Below are 24,228 nucleotides of genomic sequence, written 5' to 3'. Positions count from 1 at the left end.
TATACCGTTGAAGCCCGTATCATGAGCATAACGAAGCAGCTCCCGGAAGGATACCAGCTCGTGCCGAAAAGAAATCGTGCATAGATTATACCGCAGTCAGATCACCGCCTATTCCATTCATCCAGGCCAGGAATTGAAGCTCCGTATCCCGAATTTCCCGCAGCCTGGCAAGAGCCGAGCGCAGCAGCGCTTCGTCCCCGATGTGCTTGCGGTATTTCACAAGCAGGAAATTCAGTGTCGTCCATAACTTCACGATCCCGCTGATCCGGTTCGTCCCTTCCAGCACCTGCCCCTTGTCCATCACACCCAGCTGGGCAAAGCTGTTCCATATGGAAGATCGGAGCTTGGTTAAGGAAGCAATGGCGATCGAGTTCTGGTTCAACCAGTTCGAGGTTTGTTCCGGGCTTAAAGCTAGAGATTCCTGTAAATCCCGGGCAAAGCTGTCCAATGCGGCGGTACCCGAACTGTATTGAGAACGGACATACATTTCGTAGTTTCGCTTGGCTGCATAGGCGAAGATATCACGCTTGCCGGGAGCTTCGAACCCCTTCCCTTCTTGATCCGGCTGAAGCTCATAGAAAATGATTTCCTCCTCTTCCGGCTCCGCCGATGCCCGCATAAGCTCTTCTCCGGTCAGGAATCCGTTGAAATCGACAATGGGATCGAATACTCTGAAGGCGTTACGCGCTTCATCGAAGCTGTCTGCGAGGATATAATGCTCGAATCCGCTCTCCGCCATGATCAGCATTTGGGGTGGGAAAAAATCCAGATCGGATGGGCGGCATTTCACTACCGCACGGTTCCCTGACTGAACAGACTGCTTTAGCGCCTCAGGTCCACATCCCTTGTAAACCAGATGGATGCCGTACAGAAAGGGCAAGCTTTTGTTCAATCGCACATGCTGGCTCGCCGTAATAATGCGCGAGACATAGTTGACATTCCAGTAATCCAGCAGAAACAGATCAGGGTTGGCCCCGGACCGGTATAAGTGGGTCAAGATGCAGGAAGCTGCACATTCCATCGCCGCCAGCTTCATCATTTCCGGCTTGGCATCCGGCGTATCCGTATGAGACGTCATATCTTCATTCTCCTTCTTCATTTGAGGAAATAAGGCAAACAAAGGACGGTATTTTGCCGCTGACAGGATCGGCTTCGAGCCTTGAGACGGTTTCTATGGACAATGTCACCGGCTTGCCCGCCGCCTGGTGAAGAAAAGCGGATAGCTTGGTCTGCACGTCCCCGAACTCGCTTGGCGAGGCTTCAGTCGCCAGCCGGACGGAAAAAGAGGTGTACGTATTCTGCACGATCTGAAATTGGCGGACGCCTCTGGCTGCAGCAAGCTCCCAAAAAAACTTGTCCAAATACCGGAAAACGGCGGAATGCACCTGCGCTCCAGGCACCCGGATCTGGGAGGTTCGAACGGGAAGCAATTGAAGAAGGAGACGGCCGGTTTCAGGGTCCCTGCGCATACTTCCGATATCCCCTGTCCGGTAACGGACATAAGGCAGACTCCTCATGATCAGCGAGGTGACCAGCACTTCGCCGAATTCCCCCTCCTCTATATGGAGTCCGGAGGCCGGGTCGATAATTTCCACATATACGGCTGACTCATCGACTTCGAGTCGGCCGCTCTGGCCTGCGAACGCGATACACCAGAACTCTTCCAGACCGTAATAGTCTACACATGGAACGCGGAATACCTCCTCGATCACTTCTTTCTGGGAGCCATGCAGCGTTTCGCCCCAGTTCTGGGTAAACAAGAGGGAAGACGGCAACGAATATCCCCCGTCACGCATATATTCGGCCAACGCGCAGAGAGCGGAAGCTCTCCCCTGGATAAAATGAGGATCCTCCCTGATCATCAGCTCTGCATAATGTCTAAGGGACCTGGGCTCCGCCAGCAGACGGTTGCTCAGCAGCAGCATCCGATGTCTGGACGGCAGCCCCCACTTTTTTCTATGCTTATACAGGGTCAGCGAGAGCTTCCATTTCTCCTCCGGGGTTTTCACGCAGCGGAACGGGACTCCGGTCGTTCCCGAGGTGAACGATTCGATCACCCGCCTTGCCTCGGGATGTTCGAAAAGGGCGCGGTTGCCTGCGATCAAGTGTTTGTCTGTAATCGGCAGCTGATGGAAATCAACGTCCGTATAAGGGTTATAAAACGGGTACGTCCGGCGCAATTCGCCGGCCAGCTCTTGCAAATGGCCCGGGGTGAACACTTTCATGAAGCCACCTTGCGTTCTACAAAATGCAATACGGCCTGGACGCTTCGGAACGATTCCGGGCGAATATCGTCCACATCCAGCTCAAAGCCGAATGTATCCTCCAGAGCCGACAGAAGCTCCAGGATTTGAATGGAGTCGATTCCCAGATCATCTACCAAAGCATGGTCCAGCTCGACCTCGCTTGTTAGCCTCTTGGCCACAGCGGCTATCGTTTCTCTCACCTTAAAGAATAGATCCTCATGCTGGGTGGACATGCTCTTCCTCCTTCACCATAGATTTCAGGGCTTTGCGGTCCAGCTTTCCGCTGGCTGTTCTGGGGAGAGCCGTAACGAAGCGGAATTCCCTGGGGCGCAAGGCCGGGGATAACCGCTTTACGCACCAGGCATGCAGCTCCGGGCTGCTGACAGGCTCTGTGGAAGCTTCGGATACGACCACGGCAATCAGACGATGTCCCCATTGAAGGTCTTCGACGGCCGACACAGCAGCGTCCGCCACCCCAGGCAAGCTTAATAGGACGCTTTCGACCGCTTCCGGGTACACCGTATGTCCCCCGACAAGGAGAGCGTTATCGGTTCGCCCGGTCAAGTGCAAATATCCATCCTCGTCCAGATACCCGGTATCCCGCGTATGCAGGCCGAGAGGGCCCAGGATCTCGCGGGTGCGATCCGGATCGTCATAATAGCCGATCATCACATTCGGCCCTCGGACGACCACCTCTCCACTCTCCCCTGCTGCCGCCTCCCTTCCGTCCTGAACGATGGCCAGCTCGACGCCGTTAATGGGTATCCCGGCGGATTGCGGTTTCATCCTCAACTGAGCGTAGGGCAAATACGAGACGCGCGGAGATGCTTCGGTCAGTCCATAGGAGGGCGTCAGCCGCACGTGAGGCAGACGGTCAGCCAAACGAAGCAGCATGACGTCAGGCATCGGGCCGCCGACAATGAGCATCTGCCGGAGCGTGAGCAGATCCTCCGCCGCCCATTTGGCGGAATGGACTAGAGGCAGGATCGCAGACGGCACAGTGCATAGGAAGGTCACCTTGTTCGTACGGACGCACTGGATCATCTCGAAGGGATGCACGAAGCCCCCGCTTAGAACAAGATTGGCTCCGCAGGCCATGGCGGCGAACCATTCCCCAACAATAGTCGAGCAATACCCCAGTGACTTCGAGAGCAGGACGGTGTCCTCGTCGCACAGAGTCGTGTAGTCCAGGATCGCGTTCACATTGGACAGCATGTTGTGGTCGCTCAGCATGATCCCCTTCGGCTCTCCCGTCGAACCGGAGGAGAGGAATATCATACGCGCGGCCTCTGGCGGCGTGTACCGGCGTACCGGCCGCGGAGCGGCGCCGATTCCTGCAACCGGTCCGCTTGCGGTGCCTGCATACAGGCAGAATGGCAGCTCTTCCCCTTGCATGTTCCATTCCGTAAGGATGGGTAGCTTCTCTTCCGAGACGAACACAGCTTCGGGTTCAAACTTGCGGATGAGGCGAAGCATGTCTTGTCCCGGCATGTAGCTGTGGATGGGGAGCGGAATGCCTCCTGCCAAAATGACGGCCCCGATGACAGCCAGACACTCCGGCGTTGGAGCCATCCAGACGGCCCCGATGAAATTCGGTCGCAGCTGCTCCTGCTTCAGCCGTTCAGCGAGCAGGTCCATGCGGTTTCCGAGTTCCGCATAACTTGTAGAGCCGGACTCGCCGCTTCGTGCCGCGTAAGTGATTCCCCGGTCATGCCTTCGTGCATGTTGAAACAATTCCCTGAGGGTGCCTGTGCCATTCATGCCAAAACCTCCTCTTTATGAGATGCCTGTCCGGCCACAGATGTATCGCGTTCGAAGGTCGATGCCATAGCATAATACTCAGCCGATTGCTTCATGAGTTCTTCGTGGTCGCCTTCCGCCACCAGACAGCCGTTCTCCATCACCAGAATACGGTCCGCGTTCATAATGGTTTGCAGGCGATGGGTGGCTACGAGAACCGTCTTGCCCGCCATGGCGTGACGTATGGAATCCATAAGTTCACTCTCCGTAAGCTGGTCCAAGGCGGAGGTCGGTTCATCCAGGATAAGAATATCGGGATTGTGCAAGAGGGCACGCGCAATAGCCAGCCTTTGCCGCTGTCCGCCGGATAGCTGGAAGCCTTTATGGTCAATCTTCGTGTGGAGTCCTTCCGGCAGTTGATCCAGCAGAGATCCGAGCCGCGCACTCAGGGCAGCTTGCAGGACCATCTCCTCCGTCGCGTCCAGCTGCCCGACAGCAATATTTTCCATAAGGGTACCCCGGAACAAGTAAGGCTCCTGGAACACGATGCCAACCTTGCGGCTGATCGCGCTGCGGGTCATCTCCTCCAGATTCTGTCCGCCGATGCGAATTTCACCTTCGAGAATGGGCATCATCCCAATAAGCGCCCGGAAAAGGGTGGATTTCCCTGCCCCGCTTCGTCCGACGAAAGCATATACCTTGCCCGGAGACAGCGACAGTGATACATCCTTCAAGATTTCCGTTCCACCGTACCCGACGCGCAGATTGCACACTTCGATATCGGACGGCGTTGCTTCAAGCTGAGGCTCCCTTGCAGGTGAAACCTGCTTCCTCTCGTTTTCCGAATAGAGATCGATCGGGGTCTGGATGAATTGCTCGATTCTGCCCATTGCAACTTCCGCGCCTTGTAGCTCTCTGAAAAAGTTGTTAATCTGCTGTACCGGATTCAGAGCGTTTTGCAGATAGGTTACGGAAGCAACCATCATGCCAACGGTCATAACTTGCTGGAGCACCTGGTAGCTGCCGATCCAATAGATGGCAGCCAGGATCAGGCTAATGACGAAACCACTGATTTGAAACGACATAACGGCATACAGCGTTTCCAGGGTGCTGGCCTTCACCAGCCCCTTGTACATCGTTTCATTCCGCTTCCGTTCCCATCCCTCCAGTCCTAAAGCCCGGATTTCCTGCGAGCTCTCGATCGCTTCATAGAGATAGGCTCCGATCTCTTCATTGTGGGTTCGAACATCGGACGAATAACGCACCACAGCGTTGCGGAACAGCCCCGGCACCCATAAGAGAAAGGGGATGCTAAGCGTCGCAACGATGCCAAGCCGCCAGTCCATATAGTACAGGATTCCGAGGGAGATCAGCATCATAAACAGCTGTGAGGTAATCTCGACCAGAATATGGTTGAGGAAATTTCCCATCGTAGCTGTATCCATCCCGAGCAAGGCCGTGAATTTCCCGGGTCCATGCTTCTGAATCTCCGGAATGGGAATCTGCCGGACATGCTTCAACAGCTCGTCCCGGATATCCAGCATATTACAGATGCCCAGATAGCGGAACAGACCTACCCGGATAAACAGGAACACGATGGAGAGAACACCGATTCCCAAGGAAAGGCTAAGCAGCGGGACAATCAGGTCACGGTTTCCTTCAATCAGCACGTGGTCGATCAGATAGGCGAAGATTAAGGGCTGAAGCATGACGAGTCCTAACTGCAGGAACGTGCAAGCATAAGCGATCAAGGTTAAATTCCATTTGATCTTCACGTAGGGAGCAAGACGTCGGAAGAGTTTAAACGTGTGCATGATGGTTCCTCCCGGCAAAATGTTGAATAAGCGGCTTCACCCTGCGCATCCATTCCTCCGTGTCACCGGGCGGCTGCCAATCCAGAACCGACAGCGGCGATTCACTCAAACAGCCTGTCGCTTCCAAAAAGCCGCAATGATAGATTTCGTTCAGCGTTCTCATCGAAGATTCCAGCAGGGCGGTATCCTCCGCCTCACCCGCTATCTGTCCAAGCGGAGCATTCAGGAGCCTCCTGATCTGCGGCATAATGGTTCGATAGTCGTACATTAGAGCGCCAAGCCGCGCTCCTTGCGAGAGATTGCCGTGAAGCTTCTCATCCAGCAGAACCTTGGTGCAGCTGCGAACCAGCCCGTCCAGATCGATCTTCGGATGTTCACCAGACCAATCTACCTGGACGAAGGAACCGTCCCCGCCGTCAACAAGCAGCTCCCGGAAACCGTCCCAGTTGGTGCAGACCACAGGTAGACCGTGGGCTTTCGCTTCCAGAAGGTTGAAGCCAAACGTCTCCCCCGGATCGGTGGAGAGGTTGACCAGAAGCCTGGATTCCTGGAACAGGCGGTCTTTCTCACTCCCGTGGACGGGACCTGTAAACTCTACGGTTTGCTCCAGTCTATATTCCGCTACGATGGCTTCAAGCCGTTCTTTATACCGGTCGGCTTCCTGCAAAGCCCCTGTATATTCTCCGGCAATCGTCAATACCGTGTCCGGGACACGCTGCTTGATTTCCGCCATAGCCTCTAAGAGCACATGAATGTTCTTGACCTCTTCCAGCCGGCCGATGGATAACAGACGTTTACCGGGAAGCGGCCGAACCGGCTCAGCAGCCAGCAAGGTGTCGATGCATAATGGGATCTTATGGGCATGCGCATACCGGGGGGAGAGATTAACCAGCGCCTGTCTGCAAGATTCCGTACTGGCAAGCAGCACATCCTGTTCTGTAATCCAAGGCGCACAGGACAGCCAGGTTGTCAGCCAGCGGGCGGATGCGACGGAATGGGCGATCACCATGAAGCGAAGCGGAAGCTTGGCGAAGCTCCGAACCAGCATCAAGTAAGGCATGAAATAAGGAGCATTCACATAAAGCGTATCGATTCCGTATTCCTTGCATAGTCGGGCCAGCCGCTCCGATGCTTGCGGAAGCGAAGCCACTGGCTGCTTGGAGAACTGGCGAAGCGAACCCCCGAAGATCTTGGCAAAGCGCACCGGTGGAATGCGGACCAGCTCCGTATATTCAGCCAGATACCCTGTCCATTGGTCATCAATCACCCGTTCGTTTAACCGGGGGGAATGGCCGTCGAAGCAGCCCACCCTGGGTCTGCACTCAGCAGGCAAATCGAGGTTTCCAGCGATGATAGACATCGGTCAATTCCTCCTTCAGCTGTTGCTCCGTCCTGTGCAGCTGCTCCACCTTATCCACCAGCAGTCCGATTTCCCCGGTTCGTCCCGGCATGGACGTACGGATCGCCAGGTAGGCGAGCGTGCTCCACATTCTTATGAATCCTTCCAGCTGCTCCTGATACTGCTCCGTGCCTTGATTAAGCGCTTCCGAAAAATACTGATACAGCAGCCCGTAGCTGTATTTGCGTTTGGCGAGGATGCCGAGCTGGGATACAGCATCCTTCAAGGCCCCGGGCGGATAAATATCGGGCGATTCCACCGTCTGCATAATCCTCCGCCTCACCGTGCCGGTTAGCGACCGTTCACCCGGATCAGTCTCGATCGTATCCTCGAAGATTCTCGCCACCTCATGAGCGTCCGGCGCATGGAGCCATTCGGGATGAAGCAGCAGTCCCCCGCCCAACTCATTGCTCAGAAAAGCATCGTGTACATAGCTCGCGGCCACTACCCCTTCCCACTCAAAATAGCGGTCGTATACCATGAATTGACTGCCCCGCATTCCGTGTACGATGACAAAATGGGGCTGATGCATGGTTTGAAACGTTCTTTTTTGATAGGGCATATGAAACAGGTCGAGCTGTACCAATACAGGAAGCTCTGGATAACGCCGCAGGACCTCCAGAAACTTCTTCAGGTTGACGAGCTTTTCGGCCCCGTAATCATACCACTCCACGGCCCCTTCCCCGTACAGGCGGGTGAACATCTGCAAATATTCGGACGGGGTGATGTCCGCTGAGAAATAGGTCAGCTTGCCGTCCTCCGTAACGCTGAATGGCGCGTCCCAAGCACCGATATAGAGCGGACGTTCATCCCATCCGGCTTGCTCCAAGCCATAACCGAGTCCGTTCAGAAAGCAATGGGCTTGTTTCACGTCAAACCCCGGTTTTAACGGCCCGTTTGGCCAAGATGCGTTGTGAGATCAAGCGCGCGGTGGCGAAGTTCTCCTGCAGAAGCTCGTCGTCCTCGTAAAAAATGTCGTACTGCTGTTCAATCTGTATCATCAGGTTGACCAGCAGCACCGAATCCACGCCTGCATCCTCCAATGGGGAGTCCCCGTTCAATTCCTCCGCCAGCTCCGGTCTGGAGGTTAAATCGGCCACCCGGTCAATCACGAATTGTATGATATCCTGTTCATTCACGTTCATCATCATATCCATCCTTTTCTATGATCTTAAGATTTGGTTTCCACTTGGGCGATGGGCTCCCCCTTAAGGGCGTGGATGAAATCGACTAAAGAACCGACCGTTTGGAAGACGGCAGGATCCATCTCCTCCTCGGGCACAGTTACGTTGAACACTTCCTCGATGTAGACCACCAACTGGAGTACCATGATCGAATCTACGTTTAAGTCTTCGTACAGCCGGTCTTCCTCTTTAATGACGTCCGGGAGAGAGAGCTCCAATTGTCCGGACATGAGCTGCCTCAATTGAGATAACGTTTGTTCCTTATCCATGAATACCATACTCCTCTTCTACCAATTGTTTTCGCATAACCTTCCCTGTACCCGTCTTCGGAATGTCCTCCGTAAAAGCAATAAAGCCCGGAACTTTATAAGCAGGCAGAAACCGCGCGCACCACCTCTTCACCTCCTCCTGAGACAGCGCATCGCCCTTCCGGACGATTCGGGCTTTGACAGCCTCCCCCCAGACGGGATGCGGAGCCTTGTGCACGACAGCCTCCTGAACGCCGTCCAGCCTCCGGATGACATCCTCCACCTCGGAGGGAGCTACCTTCAGTCCTGACACATTAATCAGATCATCCATCCGGCACTGAACATGAAGCCTGCCGCCCGACCAATATCCCATATCTCCGGTATGAATCCGGCGTCCGCCTGTGGCAATGATGATTTCATCCGGCTGCTCCCGGGTTCCGGCCTTTTCCATTGCCATATGCTCCAGAAGCATTCCGGCATCCGTAGGATCGGAGAGCCGGTCGCCAAGCGAGATGCAGCCCGCCTCAGAGCACCCGTATTGCTGGATCACCTCCACACCTGCACCCCCAAGCCTGTTCAGCAGCTCTGCAGACATCGGGGAACCAGAGGATACCAGCTTTCTAAGAAGCACCTTCTCTCTCATCAGGCTGAGCAGAATTTGAAAGAGGAAGGGCACCGCATATACCACATGGCGATCATGCTGCTGCATGAGATGCAGGGCGAACTTGGGGTTCTTGTCCGTCACGATAACCGGCTCTACGCCGCGCTTAAGTGCGGAAAGCGTGCCTGTGATGAATCCGAAGGAATGGGACACGGGCACCAGAATGATCGGTGTATCCTCCCCGCTGCAGGGCAGCAGCTTGTTGTAGGCCTCGATTTCCATTTGCACATGAGACCAAGACCGTTCCACTAACTTGGGAGCGCCGGTCGTGCCGGAGCTGAATTGAAGCAAGGACGGCTCCCCATTCATCCGATCCAGGCGTGAGTGCAGAGGGTGAAAGACGGCGCTGCCTCCTGCGTCGGTCAGTAGACCCGTACACTCTGCGTCTTCGGCTTGACGGAGAGCGGTTTCAATCGGAGTATCGCCGTTGATCAGAAGCACCGAACCCTCATTCCTAATCATCAGCTCCGTGGCGGCCAGAATATTTGCCGGTTCCTTCATGCATACAGCTGTCCGCCGTTCCTTCCAAACAGAGGAACCCAATAATGCGTATATCGCGTTTATTCGACGTTCCAGTTCAGGCTGGTCATAATGTTCTTTATTAACAATGAACATGGGGTCTCCTTTCCCATGAGATTTTTTTACTTCTTTAGGTATTTTCGCCACATAACGACGTTTTCCTTCTCTTATAGTCAGGATTGCTAAAAAGAGACCCTTCCGGCTGGATCTTGCCAGCCGAAAGGGTCCGCATGTTTCTGTTTAAGCTTTTACTTAGCCAGATATTCGATGAACTTTATAAAGATAGCAGCTACTTCAGCGCGGGTGGCGGTGGCTTGGGGGGCAAAGAGGTTGCCCGGCTTGCCTGATACAATTCCGATGCCCTGCTGTGCCTGAACGGCCTTCAACGCCCATGAGCTGATCTGACTCTCATCCGCGAAGGACTTAGATTGACTTTCAGGTATCGCATAGCCCTTGTACTTCATGTAATTGTACAGCATCACCAGCATCTGCTCGCGTGTCATCGGTGAATTGGGTTCAAACAGGTCTGCGTTTATACCGTTGACTATGCCGTTTTCGGCCGCCCACTCGATTGCCGCCGTGTACCACTGCCCATCCGCAACATCGCTAAAACGGGAATTCGTGTAGCCGGAGCGGTTGACGTTCTCAAGATTGGCCAGTACCTGCACGTACATCGCACGCGTCATTGAGGTGCCCGGTGAGAACGTCGTGGACGTCGTGCCGTTGAAAAGACCGTATGTGTAGGCGGAGTTTACGTAGCTGTAGAACCAGTCGTCCATGTTGACATCCCTGAAAGGATTGCCAGACACCACACGGAAGCCCAGCGGGGTGTCGTCATCGAACACAAATTCCGTACCCTCATGGATGTTCAGTGACATGCCCTTGTCTAAGCCGGCACTCGCGCCGCCGTGTAGTGTCACTTCGGCGCTCTTGCCCGCCGGAATGGTGACCTTACCTTTTGCGTCTATAGTCGTGCCTTCGGGTACCTTAATCGTCGTCCCGCCCTTGGTCACAATCTCGCCGCCGGGCAGGGTGGTGTTGCCGTTCTTGTCCGTGACCGCGGGCTTATCCTTCGGTGTGTTCACTGTGTAAGTCGGCTTCAACGATCCAGTGACTGTCCCGGTGCTGGTATTGCCGGTATTGCCCGAACTGTTGGTATTGCCCGAACTGCCGGTATTGCCGGAATTGCCACCAGAAGGATTGGGTGCGCTCGATTTTCTCTGCGCGAACATCCAATCAAAGACGTCAGTGTAGTCATTGTTCCAAGTCGGCAACTTAGAGGACTGCGCCGTAGGTTTAAGGCTCCACTCCTTGTTGGAACCTACATTGGACAAAGTATCCGTGTACCCTGAAATATTGTTCCACAGAACTGAAGCTTCCATCTCATGGCCGGAAGGAATCCAATTGGTTCCATTAACAGGTGCTTCCGCCTTTGTCCATTGGTCATAAGGCCACACGAATATTTCATTTCTGTCGATGAACGTGTGTCTAGCGTTGTCCAATAGGGGCATTATATTCGCTATATGAGTTTCCGCCCCTGTTTTTATTATTGCAGAATCAGTGGTGTTAACGAATGACCAGTATGCAAAGTTTTTAAGAGTTTCGGCTTGTTTCGCGTTGATTGATGGTGGATAAGACATAGGCGCCGCGGCTGCGAGCAAATCGGGATATGTCGTCAAGAAAGTATTCGTATAAGCGGCTCCCATAGAGAAGCCTGCCATGTAAATACGGTTGGGGTCAACAAGACCCTTACTTACGAGATCATCGATATAAGCCTTTAAGGTAGCGGGTGTTGCCTGAACGTTGTTTTGCGCCCGCAAAGCGATGATATGACTAGCGTATTTAGCGTTCTTCTCCATTTTTTTCATAAGCGCGGTGGCTCCGTTGGCAGACCTGATGGGCGCATAGGTATCCCCGTCCTGTGTACCGCCGCGGGTAGAACCGTGAGCATAGATGTAAAGGGGAAGCCCTTTTACCGGAACGCCGTTGCCGTCCTTATGAATATAGAGTCCATACTGCATGGCTTCCGCTTTGTCAATTTTGGGACCCACTTCAAATTTGTCGATGATTTCATTGACGGTACCTGACTGTGCGAAAGCCGACTTAACAATGGCAGCCTTGCCATCAAGCTTGATATCGCCACTAGATACAATGTTGTAATTCTGGACGGTGGATTTGGATGCTTCCAAAGTGGACTGTCCGCCGGTTAATGTCCAAAATTCCAATTCTACAACGATGTAGCGGCCTTTCGTAAGTCCAGCTTGATAATCAGGGGAGTTCTGGTTCACACCCTTATACCCTCTGGGTCTAGGTTCGTCATTGACGTATACTCTACTGACGTTGCGTTTGCCTTGATATGCCGGGTCACCGCCCAACAGAGTATTCCGCGCCGAGACTGTAAACAGGTTTGAACTAAGGCCGGCACCCACAGCTTCATTTCCCGCACCCAGATCAATGATAACGGCTGTGGTAAATTCTCCGGTGGCAAAGTTATCGTTATATACAATAAAGTTAAGTAACGTTGCGGCCGGATCGGGTTTGAAGGTAACATGGATTACCTTGTCATCGGTGTTCACGTTATTCAAGGTATAGGTATTGTTTGCAATCTCTACAGACTCTCCATTTACAGTTACGGTATCCACGACATAACCGCCGATCGGAGTGAATGTAAAGGATTGGCTTCCGCCGTCAGCTACCCGAATCAAGCCGGATGGCGAGATGGTGCCGTTTAATCCTGCCGTGGCGTTAACGGGGTGTCTGGTTACCGTGGAGCTCCCAAGCAGCAGCAAGCTGTTCTTGAAGCTGTCAGAACTGCCATAACCCGCGTCGGGCTTACCTAAAGCGGATACAACCTCATAACGGTCATTGCCTGCACCAGTTGAGTTATTGATGTATACATCAAACGTAATCGGGGAATTGCTCGTGAATTCAATGGTTCTTCTAGGTATCTTTACTTCCGCGATATACCCGGTGTCCGTTCGTGTAACTGAACCGTCGCGGCCCGCAGCAGCTTGACCTGAGAAAATACCGCTTGCACCAATACGCCACTGGTTTGAGCCACTTTTTCCGTCACCGACATAAAATTCCACGCTGTCAGTCATGTACTCAGTGCCAGGCGTGTGCCCGACGCATACATTCGGGTCTGTAACCACAACACGTGCATACAGAAAGTCTTCGTCCCAAAATACTTTAGCTTTGCCGGTGGCCTTGGGGCCTATCTTCTGGTCGGGTGCGCTACTGTTGTTGATGTCAAACGCTGCAGCTTGTTCCCACAGCTTGTCGTTAGTGCTGAGTACAGGTGAACCGTACCCGGCAACAGGCCGATGGTTTGCAGCGGTCTGCGCGAACATCCAATCAAAGACGTCAGTGTAGTCATTGTTCCAAGCCGGCAGGTTAGAGGACTGCGCTGTTGGCGCTATGCTCCAAGTCCCCATCGTTATGTCGTTGTATAGAACCGCCGCTTCCACTTCGTGTGCCACCGAATCACTCAGGACAGGTGAATGGTTCGGATTCGGTTTCTGATTCGGCTGATCATATTGATTGTAAGGCCATGTAAGAGCCTCATTGCTCTCAAAGCGCGAAGCTCTCGCGTTGATCATTTTCGGCATATTGGTGCTTATGAAGTTAGCGAGGTTAGTCTGGTATACTCCAACGTTATACTCATTGATAAACATCCAATAGGCCAGGTTGGTGTGAACGTAGTTGGCGTTCGCGTTCGGTGAGCCGCTTACCGGAGACATAGGTGCGGCGGACGCGAAGAAGCCGGGATAAGCGTTAACTAAGCTATTCGTATACTGACCGCCCCATGAGAAGCCCGCCGCGTAAATGCGGTTAGGGTCTACTGCACCGCTGGCAACCAGGTCGTCTATAACCTTCTTAACATTGGCAGTGGAGGGAGTACTCGTGCCATTATAGGAAATATTCAGGATATGGCTGGCGTATTTCCCGGGATCTTTTTCCATTTTCTTCATCAGAGCGACCGAGCCGTTCGCGGATTTCATAGCCGCTTTTGGGTCAGTTGCAGCGCTTGTGCCGCCGCGCCCCATACCGTGGGTATACACATACAGCGGCAAGCCCTGCGACACCTCACCGTTTCCATCCTTGTGAAGGTAGAGCGCGCGATTGACCGAATTGCCCGTAGGTGCTGTAAATTGGTCAAGGATCGGATTCACAACTTTGTCCTGTTCAAAAACCACGTAGTTAAGCGGTTCCCCTTCTGTCAGTACGAGCTCGCCGTTTTGGACGACGCTGTAAACCTGTTTTGTTGAGTTCATGTTGCCATCCAGCGTTATATTGCCGCCGCTCTCTGAATAGAACTCAAACTCAACTACGATGTAACGTCCGCGTTCCAGTCCCTCCTGATAATCCGGTGAACGGCTTACTGTCCCCAGATAGCCGCGTACCTTCGGTTCGTCATTGGCGTATACCCTAGTGATCTTGCGCGTCCCTTCAAAGGTTACCGAGTCGCCGTTCAGGGTCGTGTTCCTGGCCGAGACGGTAAACAAGTCCGGATTAAGCTTGGAGCCTTCCGCCGCCCTCCCTTCGCCTAAGTCAATGATGACAGCCGTCGTGTACTCGCCACGGGCGAAGTTGTCATTCCATACAATAAAGGGGAGCAACTCCGCGGTCGAATCATTTTTGAATGTCACTTGAAGGGTATGGTTAGCGGCAACATTTGAAAAGGTATAAGTGCCATCATCGGATAGAGCTGCGTCCTCTCCGTCTACCTTTACGGTATCAACAATTTTGCCGTAATCGGGGGTAACCGTAAAGGTTGTGTCTGATCCGCTGGCTATTCTCAGAACATTGCCGGGTGCGTTCGGCGTTATTCGGCCGCCCGATTCCGCCGTGGCGGTGATTGAGAATCTGTCATCCGCTCCACTATCGGCAATGAGATTCAGGCTGTTTGTAAAAGAAGCAGCATTGTTGTAAGCCGCGTCCGGAGTTCCGAAACTGGAAACGACTTCATAGCGGTCACCGCCCTTTTCCGACGAGTTATTGATATAAACTTCAAAGGTAAACGGGCCTGCCTGCAAGTTCAAGGTTCTTTTAGGTATTCTCATCTCCACGATATATCCTGTGTCCGTGATCTCAGTCCACGCAGCTCTGCCTGGAGCGTTCTGCCCTGAAAACACGCCCGTCGCGCTGATGCGCCATTGATTCGCGCCTTGGGTTCCAGCGCCGGCATAAAACTCCAGACCGTCGTACTGATAATCATTGCCGGGTCCCTGATATAGATTGCTATCCTCCACGACTACACGGGCATATAGGTAATCTTCGTCCCAGAGGATTCTGGCTGTGCCTGTGGAATGGGGCCTGGGGTCGCCGGGCACAGTGCTTTTGTTGATGAGATGCTCCATTGTCAGGGCCCACAGCGGGTCGTTTGACCCGAGTTCAGGAGTTCCAAAAATGGCGGTAGGCGTTTCATTTGTCTGCAAGCTTGTAAGATCTGTAGAACTGCTGTCGCTATTAGGTGCTTCTGTATATTCGTTGTTGTCAGTGGCGGCGGCAAAGCTGGCAGGCATTAGTGACACCACCATTAGCAAGCAACATAGGAACACGAGCATTTTGCCAAATCGTTTTGACATCATTGAAAATCCTCCTTTTTCGATCCGTGCACCCACGGCTCACCCATAACGTAAACACCAAGGCTTCAACAGCTTACTTCATCGTAGCGAATATAACAGCGCTTTCATAATTTCCTCCTCCATAAATTTGTTGTTATTTCACCCTATGTAGAATTTCACAATTTATTCAAGGATCAATCAACAGTGTTGTTATCGAATGTTTATAATCACTTTCTGTATGTTTTTTTACAAAGTACTAAAGAACTTCAGAATAAATGACTTACGCAACCATATTTAATCATGGTTGACATAAGTCATCTACGAACAGTTAATACGTATTTACTTGGATGGATAGAAGCCCTTCAGCCTCTTCTACAGTTGCAATCTCATCAGCAGTTACTCCACTATCTCGGGAATCATTATATAATTATATATTTATATAATCAATTGAAAACGATCATTCGCAGCAAACGGCATTAGACGGCTTATTTAAATGCGATAGAAGGTCACTGGCATCCGGGGTGAGATTTAAGATCGCCTTAACATGGGGTTTATTTTCAATGTTTAAAGAATAGTACACCCACTGCCCCCTTTTCTGTTCCTTTACCAGTCCGCTGCTTTTTAGTTTACGTAGATGCTGACTAACGGCTGGCTGAGAAATGTCAAAGAGATCCACGAATTCACATACACACCACTCTCGCTCTTTAAGAAGTGTAAGGATCGTTAGACGTGTCTTATCTCCAAGAAGCTTTAAATCTTCTGCAAAATCATCAAGTGTATCCAATTAATAATCCCCCTCTCGGTATATAAGACAACACTTATATTCTAAGACCTTTAAGATGAATTATCAACTGATCTTTCCGCTACCCAAAGTCATCTGTTATATGAGATTGATCGGAGTCACAATCCTTTGCTGCGCACTTGTAAAAGAGTGATTTCTCTTCACTTAATATTTGCACCACAAACTTCATAAATTCCTTCGTTTTTATACCAGTCCTTCTTCATTTGAGTCCTGTAGTATGACATACATCAGGATTACAAAGGAGCAGAACGAATGAAAAAGACGATTATGGTGAGAATACTTATAATTATTACGGCAGGGATGATCTGGATCAACTGGGGGGTTGTTTGGTCAGGTGAGAATAAACTAAGCTCTTCAGCTGGCAACAGCGGCTGGCAGGAAAACAAGCTTATTGCACATGCATTTGGAGGAATCAACGGTGCTAGCTACACCAATTCTTATGAGGCATTTATAACCAATTATAAAAGAGGATACCGTTTGTTCGAGGTTGACCTTGTGCAGACGACAGACGGGGAGCTTGTAGCAAGACATGATTGGTCGCACAGGCTACAGCCGGATTTGACAACTCACCGCGGACAAAACGTATCCACGCTTCAGTTTGCAAATTCGCTTATAATGGGTAAATTTCACCCTTTAACACTGCCAGACATATTGAAGCTGTTGCAACAATACCCTGATTTTGACTTGATTGTGGATACAAAAGCAAACAGCAAAGAGCAAATTCAACAGCAGTTTTCACACCTGGTCAATGAGGTGCAGCGTACGGATCCTGCACTCCTCGACCGGATCATACCTGAAATTTTCAGCCCGGAAATGTATGACACTGTTATGGGAATCTTCCCCTTTCCAAATAAAATGTACTCACTTTACAAAACTGGCGCCTCTGCCGAAAGTATAGTAGAATTCGTAAGGAACAAAAATTTCACAGCGGTTGCCATGCCTGTATACCGTGTGTATCTAAACCCTAATTTAGTCCCGGCACTAAATAAGTTTGGGGTGAAAAGTTATGTTCACACCGTCAACAGCAAACCGGTTATGCAGATTCTATCCAGCTTCGGTGTGCATGGATTTTACACAGATCAGGAAGAAACACCGGAGGAGTTGATGCTGGCAGGCGCTTCCCCCGGCCATGACTTTATGGAATACTTGAGTTCCAGATTGGTAAATATAAGAAATGTCGTAATGAAGGTGAGAAACAATGGCTATAAATAACATTCTTGTTGTAGACGATGAACCGGAAATTCGGGAAGCACTCGTTATTTACTTAAAAAGCGAAGATGTGGATGTATTAACTGCGTCTAACGGGCTGGAGGCGCTGGAAATCCTTGAACAAGAGACCATTCATCTGATTATCATGGATAACATGATGCCACAGCTCGATGGAATCAAAACGACATTCAAAATTCGTGAAGACAAAAATATACCGATCATTATGCTATCGGCCAAGTCAGAAGATAACGACAAGATTTTGGGACTCAACGTTGGGGCTGATGATTATCTTACGAAGCCGTTCAATCCTCTAGAGTTAATCGCCAGAGTCCGATCTCAACTGCGGCGGTTTACGAACTTAGGTTCTTTCCAGCCCAACGGGGAAGAGATTATTCAAGTAAGAGGACTCGTACTGAACAAAAGCTCAAAGACTGTTGAGGTAGATGGAGAGGACGTCAGATTAACTCCGAAAGAATACAAAATTTTGGAGTTGTTGATGGAGAATAAAGGTAGAGTTTTTTCGATCGAAGAGATTTATGAGCGCGTGTGGAATGAACAGATCTTCAATTCAGAGAACACGGTTGCTGTACACGTGAGGAACATTCGCGAAAAAATAGAAATCAATCCCAAAGACCCGAAATATTTAAAGGTGGTATGGGGAATTGGATACAAAATTGAGAAAAAGTAAAGCTGATCGGAAGGTTCCAATCGACCTTATTGTCATTATTATTGCCGTTATCTTATGGGGCCTAGTATTCATAGACGGGTATTCATACCGGTCGTTGGGCTATTTAGCTTCAATTTACATTCAAGCACTGCTTGCCTTTATAATTTTATGCTTACTGGCAAGCAGACTGTTTTTTTATTTTAAGCAACCCCTCAGTAGGCGTTCCTTTTGGCATGGCAATCTGCTGATGGATTATTTTCAAATCTGGAAAACGGGCCTTAGAGCCAGTTTGCAAAACTGGAGACTAACGTTTGGCCTCATCATGATAGTTTTGCTAACCGCGATAGCCGGAATTTGTATTTGGCAGGCACCGCTGTATTACAACATATACGATCAGGGTTTGTTCATACTTTATGTATTACTTTATATGCTGTTCTTGGTCCCGTATTTACTTTCCAAGCTTGGACGCTTCATGGCCATCATGAAAGGGAGTAAAGAAATTGCCGAAGGAAACATTCAGAATACGATTCAGGGAACCGGCAAGGATGTTCTATCCCAGCTTGCTGGCTATATTAACAATATGAAGGTTGGGTATCAAAGCGCGCTGGAGAATCAGATGAAGAGCGAACGGTTAAAAACGGAGCTGATTACCAATGTATCGCATGATTTGAAGACCCCGCTTACTTCTATTATCAACTATGTCGATTTATTGAAAAAAGAAGATCTGTCTACGGAAGCAACCCGAGCATATATTGAAACACTGGAGCGGAAGGCGCTACGTATGAAGCTGTTGATTGAAGACTTGTTTGAAATCTCAAAGATGGTAAGCGGTACAGTAGAACTGGATATTGAGTACGTCGATGTCGCGACATTGTTGGCACAGGCCATTGCCGAGTCCACCATCAGCAGGGAGCAAGCGTCGCCTGTGATTCGGGAGAAAATCGCAAAATTTCCGATCCATGCCCATTTGGACGGCAATAAAATTTGGCGTGTATTTGAGAATTTAATTGGCAACGCGCAGAAATATTCACTTCCAGGAACCAGAATCTATATTTATTTGGACGAGTCCGATGATCTGGTATTATTTAAAATTCAAAACACTGCTGCTTATGAGATTAATTTTGCTGCGGAAGAATTGTTCGAACGTTTCAAAAGAGCAGATGAATCCCGCCAGACAGAAGGTTCAGGATTAGGGTTGTCCATTGTGAAAAGCATCGTTGAGCTACACGCCGGGGAAATTAAAATCGAAATTGATGGTGATCAATTCAACGTTATCTTGCAATTGCCCAAGGAGCGCTTAAATTAAGAGATCATAAAACTACGTAACCCTCAATGCTCGCCATTACTTTGTTATTTCCCACCAGACCAGCCCATGCGGCTGCCATGTTTTTGTTTGTCAGTAAAAAGTATTTTCGTATAACTTCCCCGTATGCGCATCAAGCACTTCGGGCGTCCGCCCGTGCTCGTTACCAATCATTCGATACACTAGTTCATACGGGGCCTCTTCCGCCCTAGCATTGTGCATCCGTTCCCATTGCAGACGCAGCTTGGTCTGTGCCGTCCATCGGTGGATGGCTGTCCGGGAATCAAATGAAGGCACGGCCTCCAGCTTCTTTAACTGTTCTGGCCTAATGGAGGGGGACATCAAACTTATGACCCTCCCATTAGAGCGGTCAACAGCAAGTTGATAGCATTCATCCCTGACAGATACGTCTTGAACATATACACCAAAGCGAATGATTTCCAAACGATCTTCGCCGTCGGTCTCTGCAGTTAGAAGCTTGAGATACGGCAACATTTCGGCTGCTAATCCCCGGATATAGTCCATAGCTACTTCTATACATGCATCCCGATCCCAGGTTAATGGAGCTAGTTGATCTAGCTTACCATGCGAAACAAAGTCAATCAGTTGTCTGGTTTGGCTGTCTACTCGGGCCTTGACCGCTCCCTCCATCTGATCAGCCCAATAGGCCTTCCAAGACCGGTCATTCTTGGCTGGACGCTCTTCATTCTGTTGCTTCCACACCATCAACTTGGTGTTCGAGCCAATATTGTCGTCTTGTACTAACTGAAATTGTTCGTTGTCTACGCCAATCCACTCTTCTAGGCTTCGTGCGGGCGGGAGCTCACCTGGCCACTCGTCCAGAGTTCTTGGATCAGAGGGGACAGCTTGTGCCCTATAGGCTGTCGGAACCTCCTCCTGTGATGATGCAGTATAGATTAGTCCTCTACTTCGGGGGGCGTAAACAAGATGGACCTGATCGTCACCATCCGTGTACACGGCTTTGTCCAATACGCAATATTCCACATGTAGCAAAAAATTCTCCTTTATACACGTCATCTGTTCCTCTTCTGCTGTGATCATGGTTGGGAGTGCTGGCCCTGGAACGGTTCCGTAGTACCTAAATCCGACCACACGGCCGCTGGAGTGAACCATAATCAGGCATCCCGTCTCAGGAAGCGGCAGCCCCATCGCCTTCTGCTGTCGTGTGTACCCAAACATCCCTTCCATCCACTCCATTTCACAATACGGAAAATTACGCAGTGCGCCGGGATAATGATCTTCCAGGAATTGCTCTGCCTGCTGTTTGAGTTCCTCCTCAGATAGCCGTGTCCCGTTGTCCAATGAGGCCCAGGAAATGGCATAGTCTAGCAAGTTGCCGTCCCTGGAGAGCGTGGCAGAAACGGCGTCATCACTCCCCGTTTTAACCCATAAGAATCCCGCTTCTCCCTTCCCTGTTCCCCTCATGGTGTTCTCTTGATAGTCATTGACGATCAGGTCATAATCCGCTGAAACGGCAAACTGGTGCTCTGCCTGTTGTCTTAACTGCAGGCGTAATGTATCCAGGTCTCGTTCGGGAAAATCTTGAGCCATCTCGTTGCGCAAATGCTCCAGCCCCTTCCGTAATTGTGTTTTTACAGTACCTAATGGCATATCCAGAAGATGGGCGATTTGCTGCTGGGTCAGGTCCTTCTTATATTTTAAGAACAGGAGCTGACGCAGCTTCGGATTCAGACTGGCCAATGCACGCTCCAGATCCAGGGTTTGATCGATATCATTAACGACCAATGACTCTTGCGCCTGCGGGTCTTCGATCAGGTGAACACGCTTGGACTTCTTCAAATGATTGAGCGCCCGGTTCACCACAATTCTGGTAAGCCAGCTCTCAAATGCTTCGGCTTGCTGCAGCGTATGCAGTGACTCATAAGCCTTAACCAAGGCATCCTGAACGATATCCTCCGCATCTTTGGACTCCCGTACATAATGGCGAGCCACTCGGTGCAGCTTATCCGTCCGATCCTTTATAAGAGAAACGAAGGCATCGTGATCTCCGTTTTGGGCGGCGTTGATTTGTTGCTGTGCATCGATCATTGTTGTTCACCTCCTGTTATATAGACAGCTAACTCGGGGGTTTGGATTTAATTAATGTAACATAATTCTGGAACTGACCGATCAAGTGACCATCCGCATGCGGCAAGCACGGGAAAGCGAAGTTTGAGGCATTGTTTCTTACAGAGCGTGCTTGAGATTGTTAGTTAATAAGCTGCTCTTGAGTACTGTTAAATGTCTGGGTCAGTGTGTTGAACTTTTCTTGTATTCCAGTCAATTTACCATATAGAACATTTCGTTTCTGAATAGCAAGCTTGATTTCTTTAAGATCCGTTTCAGTACGCCCTCTCATGAGTCCATATACCTGCTCTTCAGCATCCAAACCCAGCCCGTAAGCTTCAACAAACATCTGAAGGGTTTGGTTTCTTGACTCATATTGTTTGAGAGCTTCTCCTGCGCGGGAAAGTGTTTCTTCTTTTTCAAACGAAAGCTTTAGTAGTGATTGTTGAAGTGACTTCGTTTGTTCATCTGCCTTCTGACTAGCTTGTTCTATTTGTTCAAGAATAGCTCTTCGCGCCTGAATATGAGTTTCCGCTTGATCCAGGAACCCTGTAATGTTACTGTTCTTCTCTTTCCCTTGACTCAGAATAGCATGATATAATCTCATATCTTCTTGTTCATGATTCGTAAGGGACTCCAGAGCTTTGTCGATCTCCTGACTATCTTGAGCCAGATGATTAATCTGATTAACCGCAGGCTCCTGAGGCTCTCCACATCCGTTAAGCAGCAGGAGTAATACGGTAATGAGGACAGCCTGTGTCCGTTTTGCACTTATCATTTTCACGGGTCTTCCCTCTTTACTGTTAATTTATCTAAGTTGAATTACAAGCGAGTATCTCGGCTGAAATTAACTACTACATGCTCATTCGGATTGTAAACCTCAAACTCATAGCCTTTTGCTTTCAGCAGCTTTAAAATCTGTGGCAGAGCTTCTACAGTCTGTTTCCGTTCATGCATCAGAATAACTTCTATATCCCGGTGTACGCCTCTGTGTATCCGGGATATAATTTTATTGGGCTGACCGGGAAGTTTCCAGTCAAGTGAGTCCGTAGTCCAGTCCCACATTTTAAACCCTGCTGCCGCGATATCCCCTCTAAAAGCCTCACCAATCTGCGGGCTGCTTCCATAAGGTGCACGGATCAAATGTGGCTTAAACCCAATCAAAGCCGCGACCTTATTCTGTACTTCTTTAAACTCATTCAAAAAGTTGTCTGAGTTTCCGCTCTTATATAACTTTTTATAACTATGCGTCATACTATGCAGCCCGGGATAACTGCCTTCGTGCACCAAACGCTTCACCGCTTCCGGGTAGTCATCCAGATTCTCTCCAATCATAAAAAAAGTAGCTTTAGCATCATACTGGTTCATAATATCCAGCAGCTGCCCCGTGTATTTGCTAGGGCCATCATCAAAGGTAATATATGCCACTTTGCTGACTTGACCCAAAAATCTCGTCGGCTGTTCTTTTGAGTCTAGCGAACCCTGAATGGTTTTTAGTTGAACAGGCTCTTTAATCATAGAAATGGGCGGAGGTGCAACCATCGTCTTTATCCAATATGTCATATTGCTTAATGCATACGTAATCCCCATGACCAGGAGAATCAAAACCATAAGTACCAAACTTAACTTTCCATAACGAATTTTTCTTCTTCGTTTGTGAATTTCAGCGCGAATTGTACTTCCGTTCACTTGTGTTAATTCATGATGTAATTTCAAGCCTCTCCACGTCCTATCCTCTCGTAATGAAGTTATGCTAGCTACGGTAGCAAGACGGGCGAGTTGTTCGAAAAGTTTGATTTGTAGAGAAAAAAAGACCGCCGACGCAAATGATTGCGGGCGGTCTTTTGCTGCTGTAATTGAGAAGCCATTGCGCGGTGCAAACGGCTCTTATTGGACATACTTGTTGCTGACAAGCAAGTCCTGAATCGCCTCCGTCGGAATCGTAAACTCGACAACGCCCATGTATCCAGGAGCTACATCATATTCATCGAAGCTGATGACCAGCTTGCCGTCCTGATTAATATAAAAATTCTGGTCCTTCGTGATGCTGCGGAACAGCTCCTCCTCCGGTATATCCGGCTCAATCCCGGACTGCTCAACCCAGTACATCTTGCTTGGGTCATCCTTCATCTGCTGGCGCATTTGCTCCTTAATATTGTCGCTGATCACTTGAATATAGTGGTCATCGCTGAAGAGGCTTGGCAGCGTGATGACAATATGGTTGATTTTATCAATCGTATCGTATTTGCGGAATTCGGCGGCGGATCCGGCTGATTCGACGACATAGCGCGAGAGGGTCAGCAGCCGGTACGTATCGGTGACGACTTCATAACCGCTTTCCAGGCTGAGATGTCCTCCCCCGCTTTTTTCCAACTGGGCCACCTCATCCTTGAAGCCCTCATACAGCTTCTTATTTTCCTCCAAATACTTGGTATTTAGGGAATGTTCCAGTTCAGGATCACCGGTTCCGGCAATGCCGGGCGTTTTAAGATGTACATCGGTCTTTTCATTCTGTTCGGTATATTCCTGAATGGTGATCACCTTCACAATCTGCCCGAGCACCGGCATCTCAGACATCGCCTTGGCGAAGGCTGGGCTGGCGTTTACGCTGACAAACAGCAGGATGCAGGCAGCCGCAGCGCCAGCTAACCAGGGCATGGCCTTTATTTTTGTTCGCCTGGAGGCGATCGTTCTGTTCACCATCTTATCTAATTCATCGGGAATAGGAATGGACTCATACTCCTGCTTCATCCGATTCAGCTTGTCATGCATTATCATCAC

The 24,228-nt window shown here is 50.2% G+C and carries 19 protein-coding genes; 3 read left to right on the top strand and 16 right to left on the bottom strand.

Annotated elements, in window-relative coordinates:
• Positions 1–85: 85 nt before the first annotated feature.
• From MHI24_RS01245 to MHI24_RS01190, 12 genes are all read right to left on the bottom strand, one after another.
• Positions 86–1,078, bottom strand: a complete 993-nt coding sequence (locus MHI24_RS01245) for a hypothetical protein (RefSeq protein WP_340023748.1) — start codon at positions 1,076–1,078, stop codon at positions 86–88.
• 4 nt (positions 1,079–1,082) lie between these two features.
• Positions 1,083–2,225, bottom strand: coding sequence for a hypothetical protein (locus MHI24_RS01240; RefSeq protein ID WP_340023747.1), 1,143 nt, complete (start codon positions 2,223–2,225; stop codon positions 1,083–1,085).
• The gene (locus MHI24_RS01235; protein WP_340023746.1) at positions 2,222–2,479 is read right to left on the bottom strand and encodes an acyl carrier protein; all 258 of its coding nucleotides are present in this window, start codon (positions 2,477–2,479) and stop codon (positions 2,222–2,224) included. Before MHI24_RS01235 ends, MHI24_RS01240 begins: the two co-directional genes overlap by 4 nt.
• Positions 2,463–4,007 (bottom strand): class I adenylate-forming enzyme family protein, encoded by a 1,545-nt coding sequence (locus tag MHI24_RS01230; protein ID WP_340023745.1) that lies wholly within the window; start codon positions 4,005–4,007, stop codon positions 2,463–2,465. The genes MHI24_RS01235 and MHI24_RS01230 overlap by 17 nt, the downstream gene beginning before the upstream one ends.
• The gene (locus MHI24_RS01225) at positions 4,004–5,800 is read right to left on the bottom strand and encodes an ABC transporter ATP-binding protein (RefSeq protein ID WP_340023744.1); all 1,797 of its coding nucleotides are present in this window, start codon (positions 5,798–5,800) and stop codon (positions 4,004–4,006) included. The genes MHI24_RS01230 and MHI24_RS01225 overlap by 4 nt, the downstream gene beginning before the upstream one ends.
• On the bottom strand, positions 5,787–7,160 hold the full coding sequence (locus tag MHI24_RS01220; protein WP_340023743.1) for a glycosyltransferase family 4 protein: 1,374 nt from the start codon (positions 7,158–7,160) through the stop codon (positions 5,787–5,789). Before MHI24_RS01220 ends, MHI24_RS01225 begins: the two co-directional genes overlap by 14 nt.
• On the bottom strand, positions 7,123–8,070 hold the full coding sequence (locus tag MHI24_RS01215) for a DUF6005 family protein (protein WP_340023742.1): 948 nt from the start codon (positions 8,068–8,070) through the stop codon (positions 7,123–7,125). Before MHI24_RS01215 ends, MHI24_RS01220 begins: the two co-directional genes overlap by 38 nt.
• Position 8,071: 1 nt before the next feature.
• On the bottom strand, positions 8,072–8,350 hold the full coding sequence (locus MHI24_RS01210) for an acyl carrier protein (RefSeq protein ID WP_340023741.1): 279 nt from the start codon (positions 8,348–8,350) through the stop codon (positions 8,072–8,074).
• Between the two features lie 20 nt (positions 8,351–8,370).
• Positions 8,371–8,652 carry a phosphopantetheine-binding protein gene (locus MHI24_RS01205; protein WP_340023740.1) on the bottom strand — a complete coding sequence of 94 codons (282 nt, stop codon included), beginning with the start codon at positions 8,650–8,652 and terminating at the stop codon, positions 8,371–8,373.
• Positions 8,645–9,793 carry an AMP-binding protein gene (locus MHI24_RS01200; protein ID WP_340023739.1) on the bottom strand — a complete coding sequence of 383 codons (1,149 nt, stop codon included), beginning with the start codon at positions 9,791–9,793 and terminating at the stop codon, positions 8,645–8,647. The genes MHI24_RS01205 and MHI24_RS01200 overlap by 8 nt, the downstream gene beginning before the upstream one ends.
• Positions 9,794–10,059: 266 nt before the next feature.
• Positions 10,060–15,402, bottom strand: coding sequence for a sugar-binding protein (locus tag MHI24_RS01195; RefSeq protein WP_340023738.1), 5,343 nt, complete (start codon positions 15,400–15,402; stop codon positions 10,060–10,062).
• Positions 15,403–15,835: 433 nt separating this feature from the next.
• The gene (locus MHI24_RS01190) at positions 15,836–16,162 is read right to left on the bottom strand and encodes a metalloregulator ArsR/SmtB family transcription factor (RefSeq protein WP_340023737.1); all 327 of its coding nucleotides are present in this window, start codon (positions 16,160–16,162) and stop codon (positions 15,836–15,838) included.
• Between the two features lie 270 nt (positions 16,163–16,432).
• On the opposite strand from MHI24_RS01190, the gene MHI24_RS01185 reads away from it, so the two are divergent.
• Genes MHI24_RS01185 through MHI24_RS01175 form a run of 3 tightly spaced genes read left to right on the top strand, consistent with a single transcriptional unit; the run spans position 16,433 to position 19,362 of the window.
• The gene (locus MHI24_RS01185) at positions 16,433–17,392 is read left to right on the top strand and encodes a phosphatidylinositol-specific phospholipase C/glycerophosphodiester phosphodiesterase family protein (protein WP_340023736.1); all 960 of its coding nucleotides are present in this window, start codon (positions 16,433–16,435) and stop codon (positions 17,390–17,392) included.
• Positions 17,379–18,077: a response regulator transcription factor gene (locus MHI24_RS01180; protein WP_340023735.1), complete on the top strand. Its 699-nt coding sequence runs from the start codon at positions 17,379–17,381 to the stop codon at positions 18,075–18,077. The genes MHI24_RS01185 and MHI24_RS01180 overlap by 14 nt, the downstream gene beginning before the upstream one ends.
• On the top strand, positions 18,052–19,362 hold the full coding sequence (locus MHI24_RS01175) for a HAMP domain-containing sensor histidine kinase (RefSeq protein ID WP_340023734.1): 1,311 nt from the start codon (positions 18,052–18,054) through the stop codon (positions 19,360–19,362). Before MHI24_RS01180 ends, MHI24_RS01175 begins: the two co-directional genes overlap by 26 nt.
• Before the next feature lie 90 nt (positions 19,363–19,452).
• On the opposite strand, the gene MHI24_RS01170 is transcribed toward MHI24_RS01175, so the two are convergent.
• The 4 genes from MHI24_RS01170 to MHI24_RS01155 form a co-directional block, all read right to left on the bottom strand.
• Positions 19,453–21,429, bottom strand: coding sequence for a sigma-70 family RNA polymerase sigma factor (locus MHI24_RS01170; RefSeq protein WP_340023733.1), 1,977 nt, complete (start codon positions 21,427–21,429; stop codon positions 19,453–19,455).
• 160 nt (positions 21,430–21,589) lie between these two features.
• A complete protein-coding gene (locus MHI24_RS01165) occupies positions 21,590–22,225 on the bottom strand; it encodes a YkyA family protein (protein WP_340026862.1) in 636 nt (211 codons plus the stop codon).
• A 44-nt stretch (positions 22,226–22,269) separates the two neighbouring features.
• Positions 22,270–23,163 carry a polysaccharide deacetylase family protein gene (locus MHI24_RS01160; protein ID WP_340023732.1) on the bottom strand — a complete coding sequence of 298 codons (894 nt, stop codon included), beginning with the start codon at positions 23,161–23,163 and terminating at the stop codon, positions 22,270–22,272.
• A gap of 171 nt (positions 23,164–23,334) precedes the next feature.
• Complete coding sequence (locus tag MHI24_RS01155; RefSeq protein WP_340023731.1) at positions 23,335–24,219, bottom strand: DUF3298 domain-containing protein; 885 nt, start codon at positions 24,217–24,219, stop codon at positions 23,335–23,337.
• Between the last annotated feature and the right edge of the window lie 9 nt (positions 24,220–24,228).

The sequence above is a fragment of the Paenibacillus sp. FSL K6-1096 genome, from assembly GCF_037977055.1.
GTDB lineage: Bacteria > Bacillota > Bacilli > Paenibacillales > Paenibacillaceae > Paenibacillus_AQ.
This window is presented reverse-complemented; position numbering and strand designations above follow the sequence as displayed.

Coding starts and splice junctions, on each gene's coding strand:
- MHI24_RS01245 (WP_340023748.1), bottom strand. CDS start 1,078: ATGACGTCTCATACGGATACGCCGGATGCCAAGCCGGAAATGATGAAG.
- MHI24_RS01240 (WP_340023747.1), bottom strand. CDS start 2,225: ATGAAAGTGTTCACCCCGGGCCATTTGCAAGAGCTGGCCGGCGAATTG.
- MHI24_RS01235 (WP_340023746.1), bottom strand. CDS start 2,479: ATGTCCACCCAGCATGAGGATCTATTCTTTAAGGTGAGAGAAACGATA.
- MHI24_RS01230 (WP_340023745.1), bottom strand. CDS start 4,007: ATGAATGGCACAGGCACCCTCAGGGAATTGTTTCAACATGCACGAAGG.
- MHI24_RS01225 (WP_340023744.1), bottom strand. CDS start 5,800: ATGCACACGTTTAAACTCTTCCGACGTCTTGCTCCCTACGTGAAGATC.
- MHI24_RS01220 (WP_340023743.1), bottom strand. CDS start 7,160: ATGTCTATCATCGCTGGAAACCTCGATTTGCCTGCTGAGTGCAGACCC.
- MHI24_RS01210 (WP_340023741.1), bottom strand. CDS start 8,350: ATGATGATGAACGTGAATGAACAGGATATCATACAATTCGTGATTGAC.
- MHI24_RS01205 (WP_340023740.1), bottom strand. CDS start 8,652: ATGGATAAGGAACAAACGTTATCTCAATTGAGGCAGCTCATGTCCGGA.
- MHI24_RS01200 (WP_340023739.1), bottom strand. CDS start 9,793: ATGAAGGAACCGGCAAATATTCTGGCCGCCACGGAGCTGATGATTAGG.
- MHI24_RS01195 (WP_340023738.1), bottom strand. CDS start 15,402: ATGATGTCAAAACGATTTGGCAAAATGCTCGTGTTCCTATGTTGCTTG.
- MHI24_RS01185 (WP_340023736.1), top strand. CDS start 16,433: ATGAAAAAGACGATTATGGTGAGAATACTTATAATTATTACGGCAGGG.
- MHI24_RS01180 (WP_340023735.1), top strand. CDS start 17,379: ATGGCTATAAATAACATTCTTGTTGTAGACGATGAACCGGAAATTCGG.
- MHI24_RS01170 (WP_340023733.1), bottom strand. CDS start 21,429: ATGATCGATGCACAGCAACAAATCAACGCCGCCCAAAACGGAGATCAC.
- MHI24_RS01165 (WP_340026862.1), bottom strand. CDS start 22,225: ATGATAAGTGCAAAACGGACACAGGCTGTCCTCATTACCGTATTACTC.
- MHI24_RS01155 (WP_340023731.1), bottom strand. CDS start 24,219: ATGCATGACAAGCTGAATCGGATGAAGCAGGAGTATGAGTCCATTCCT.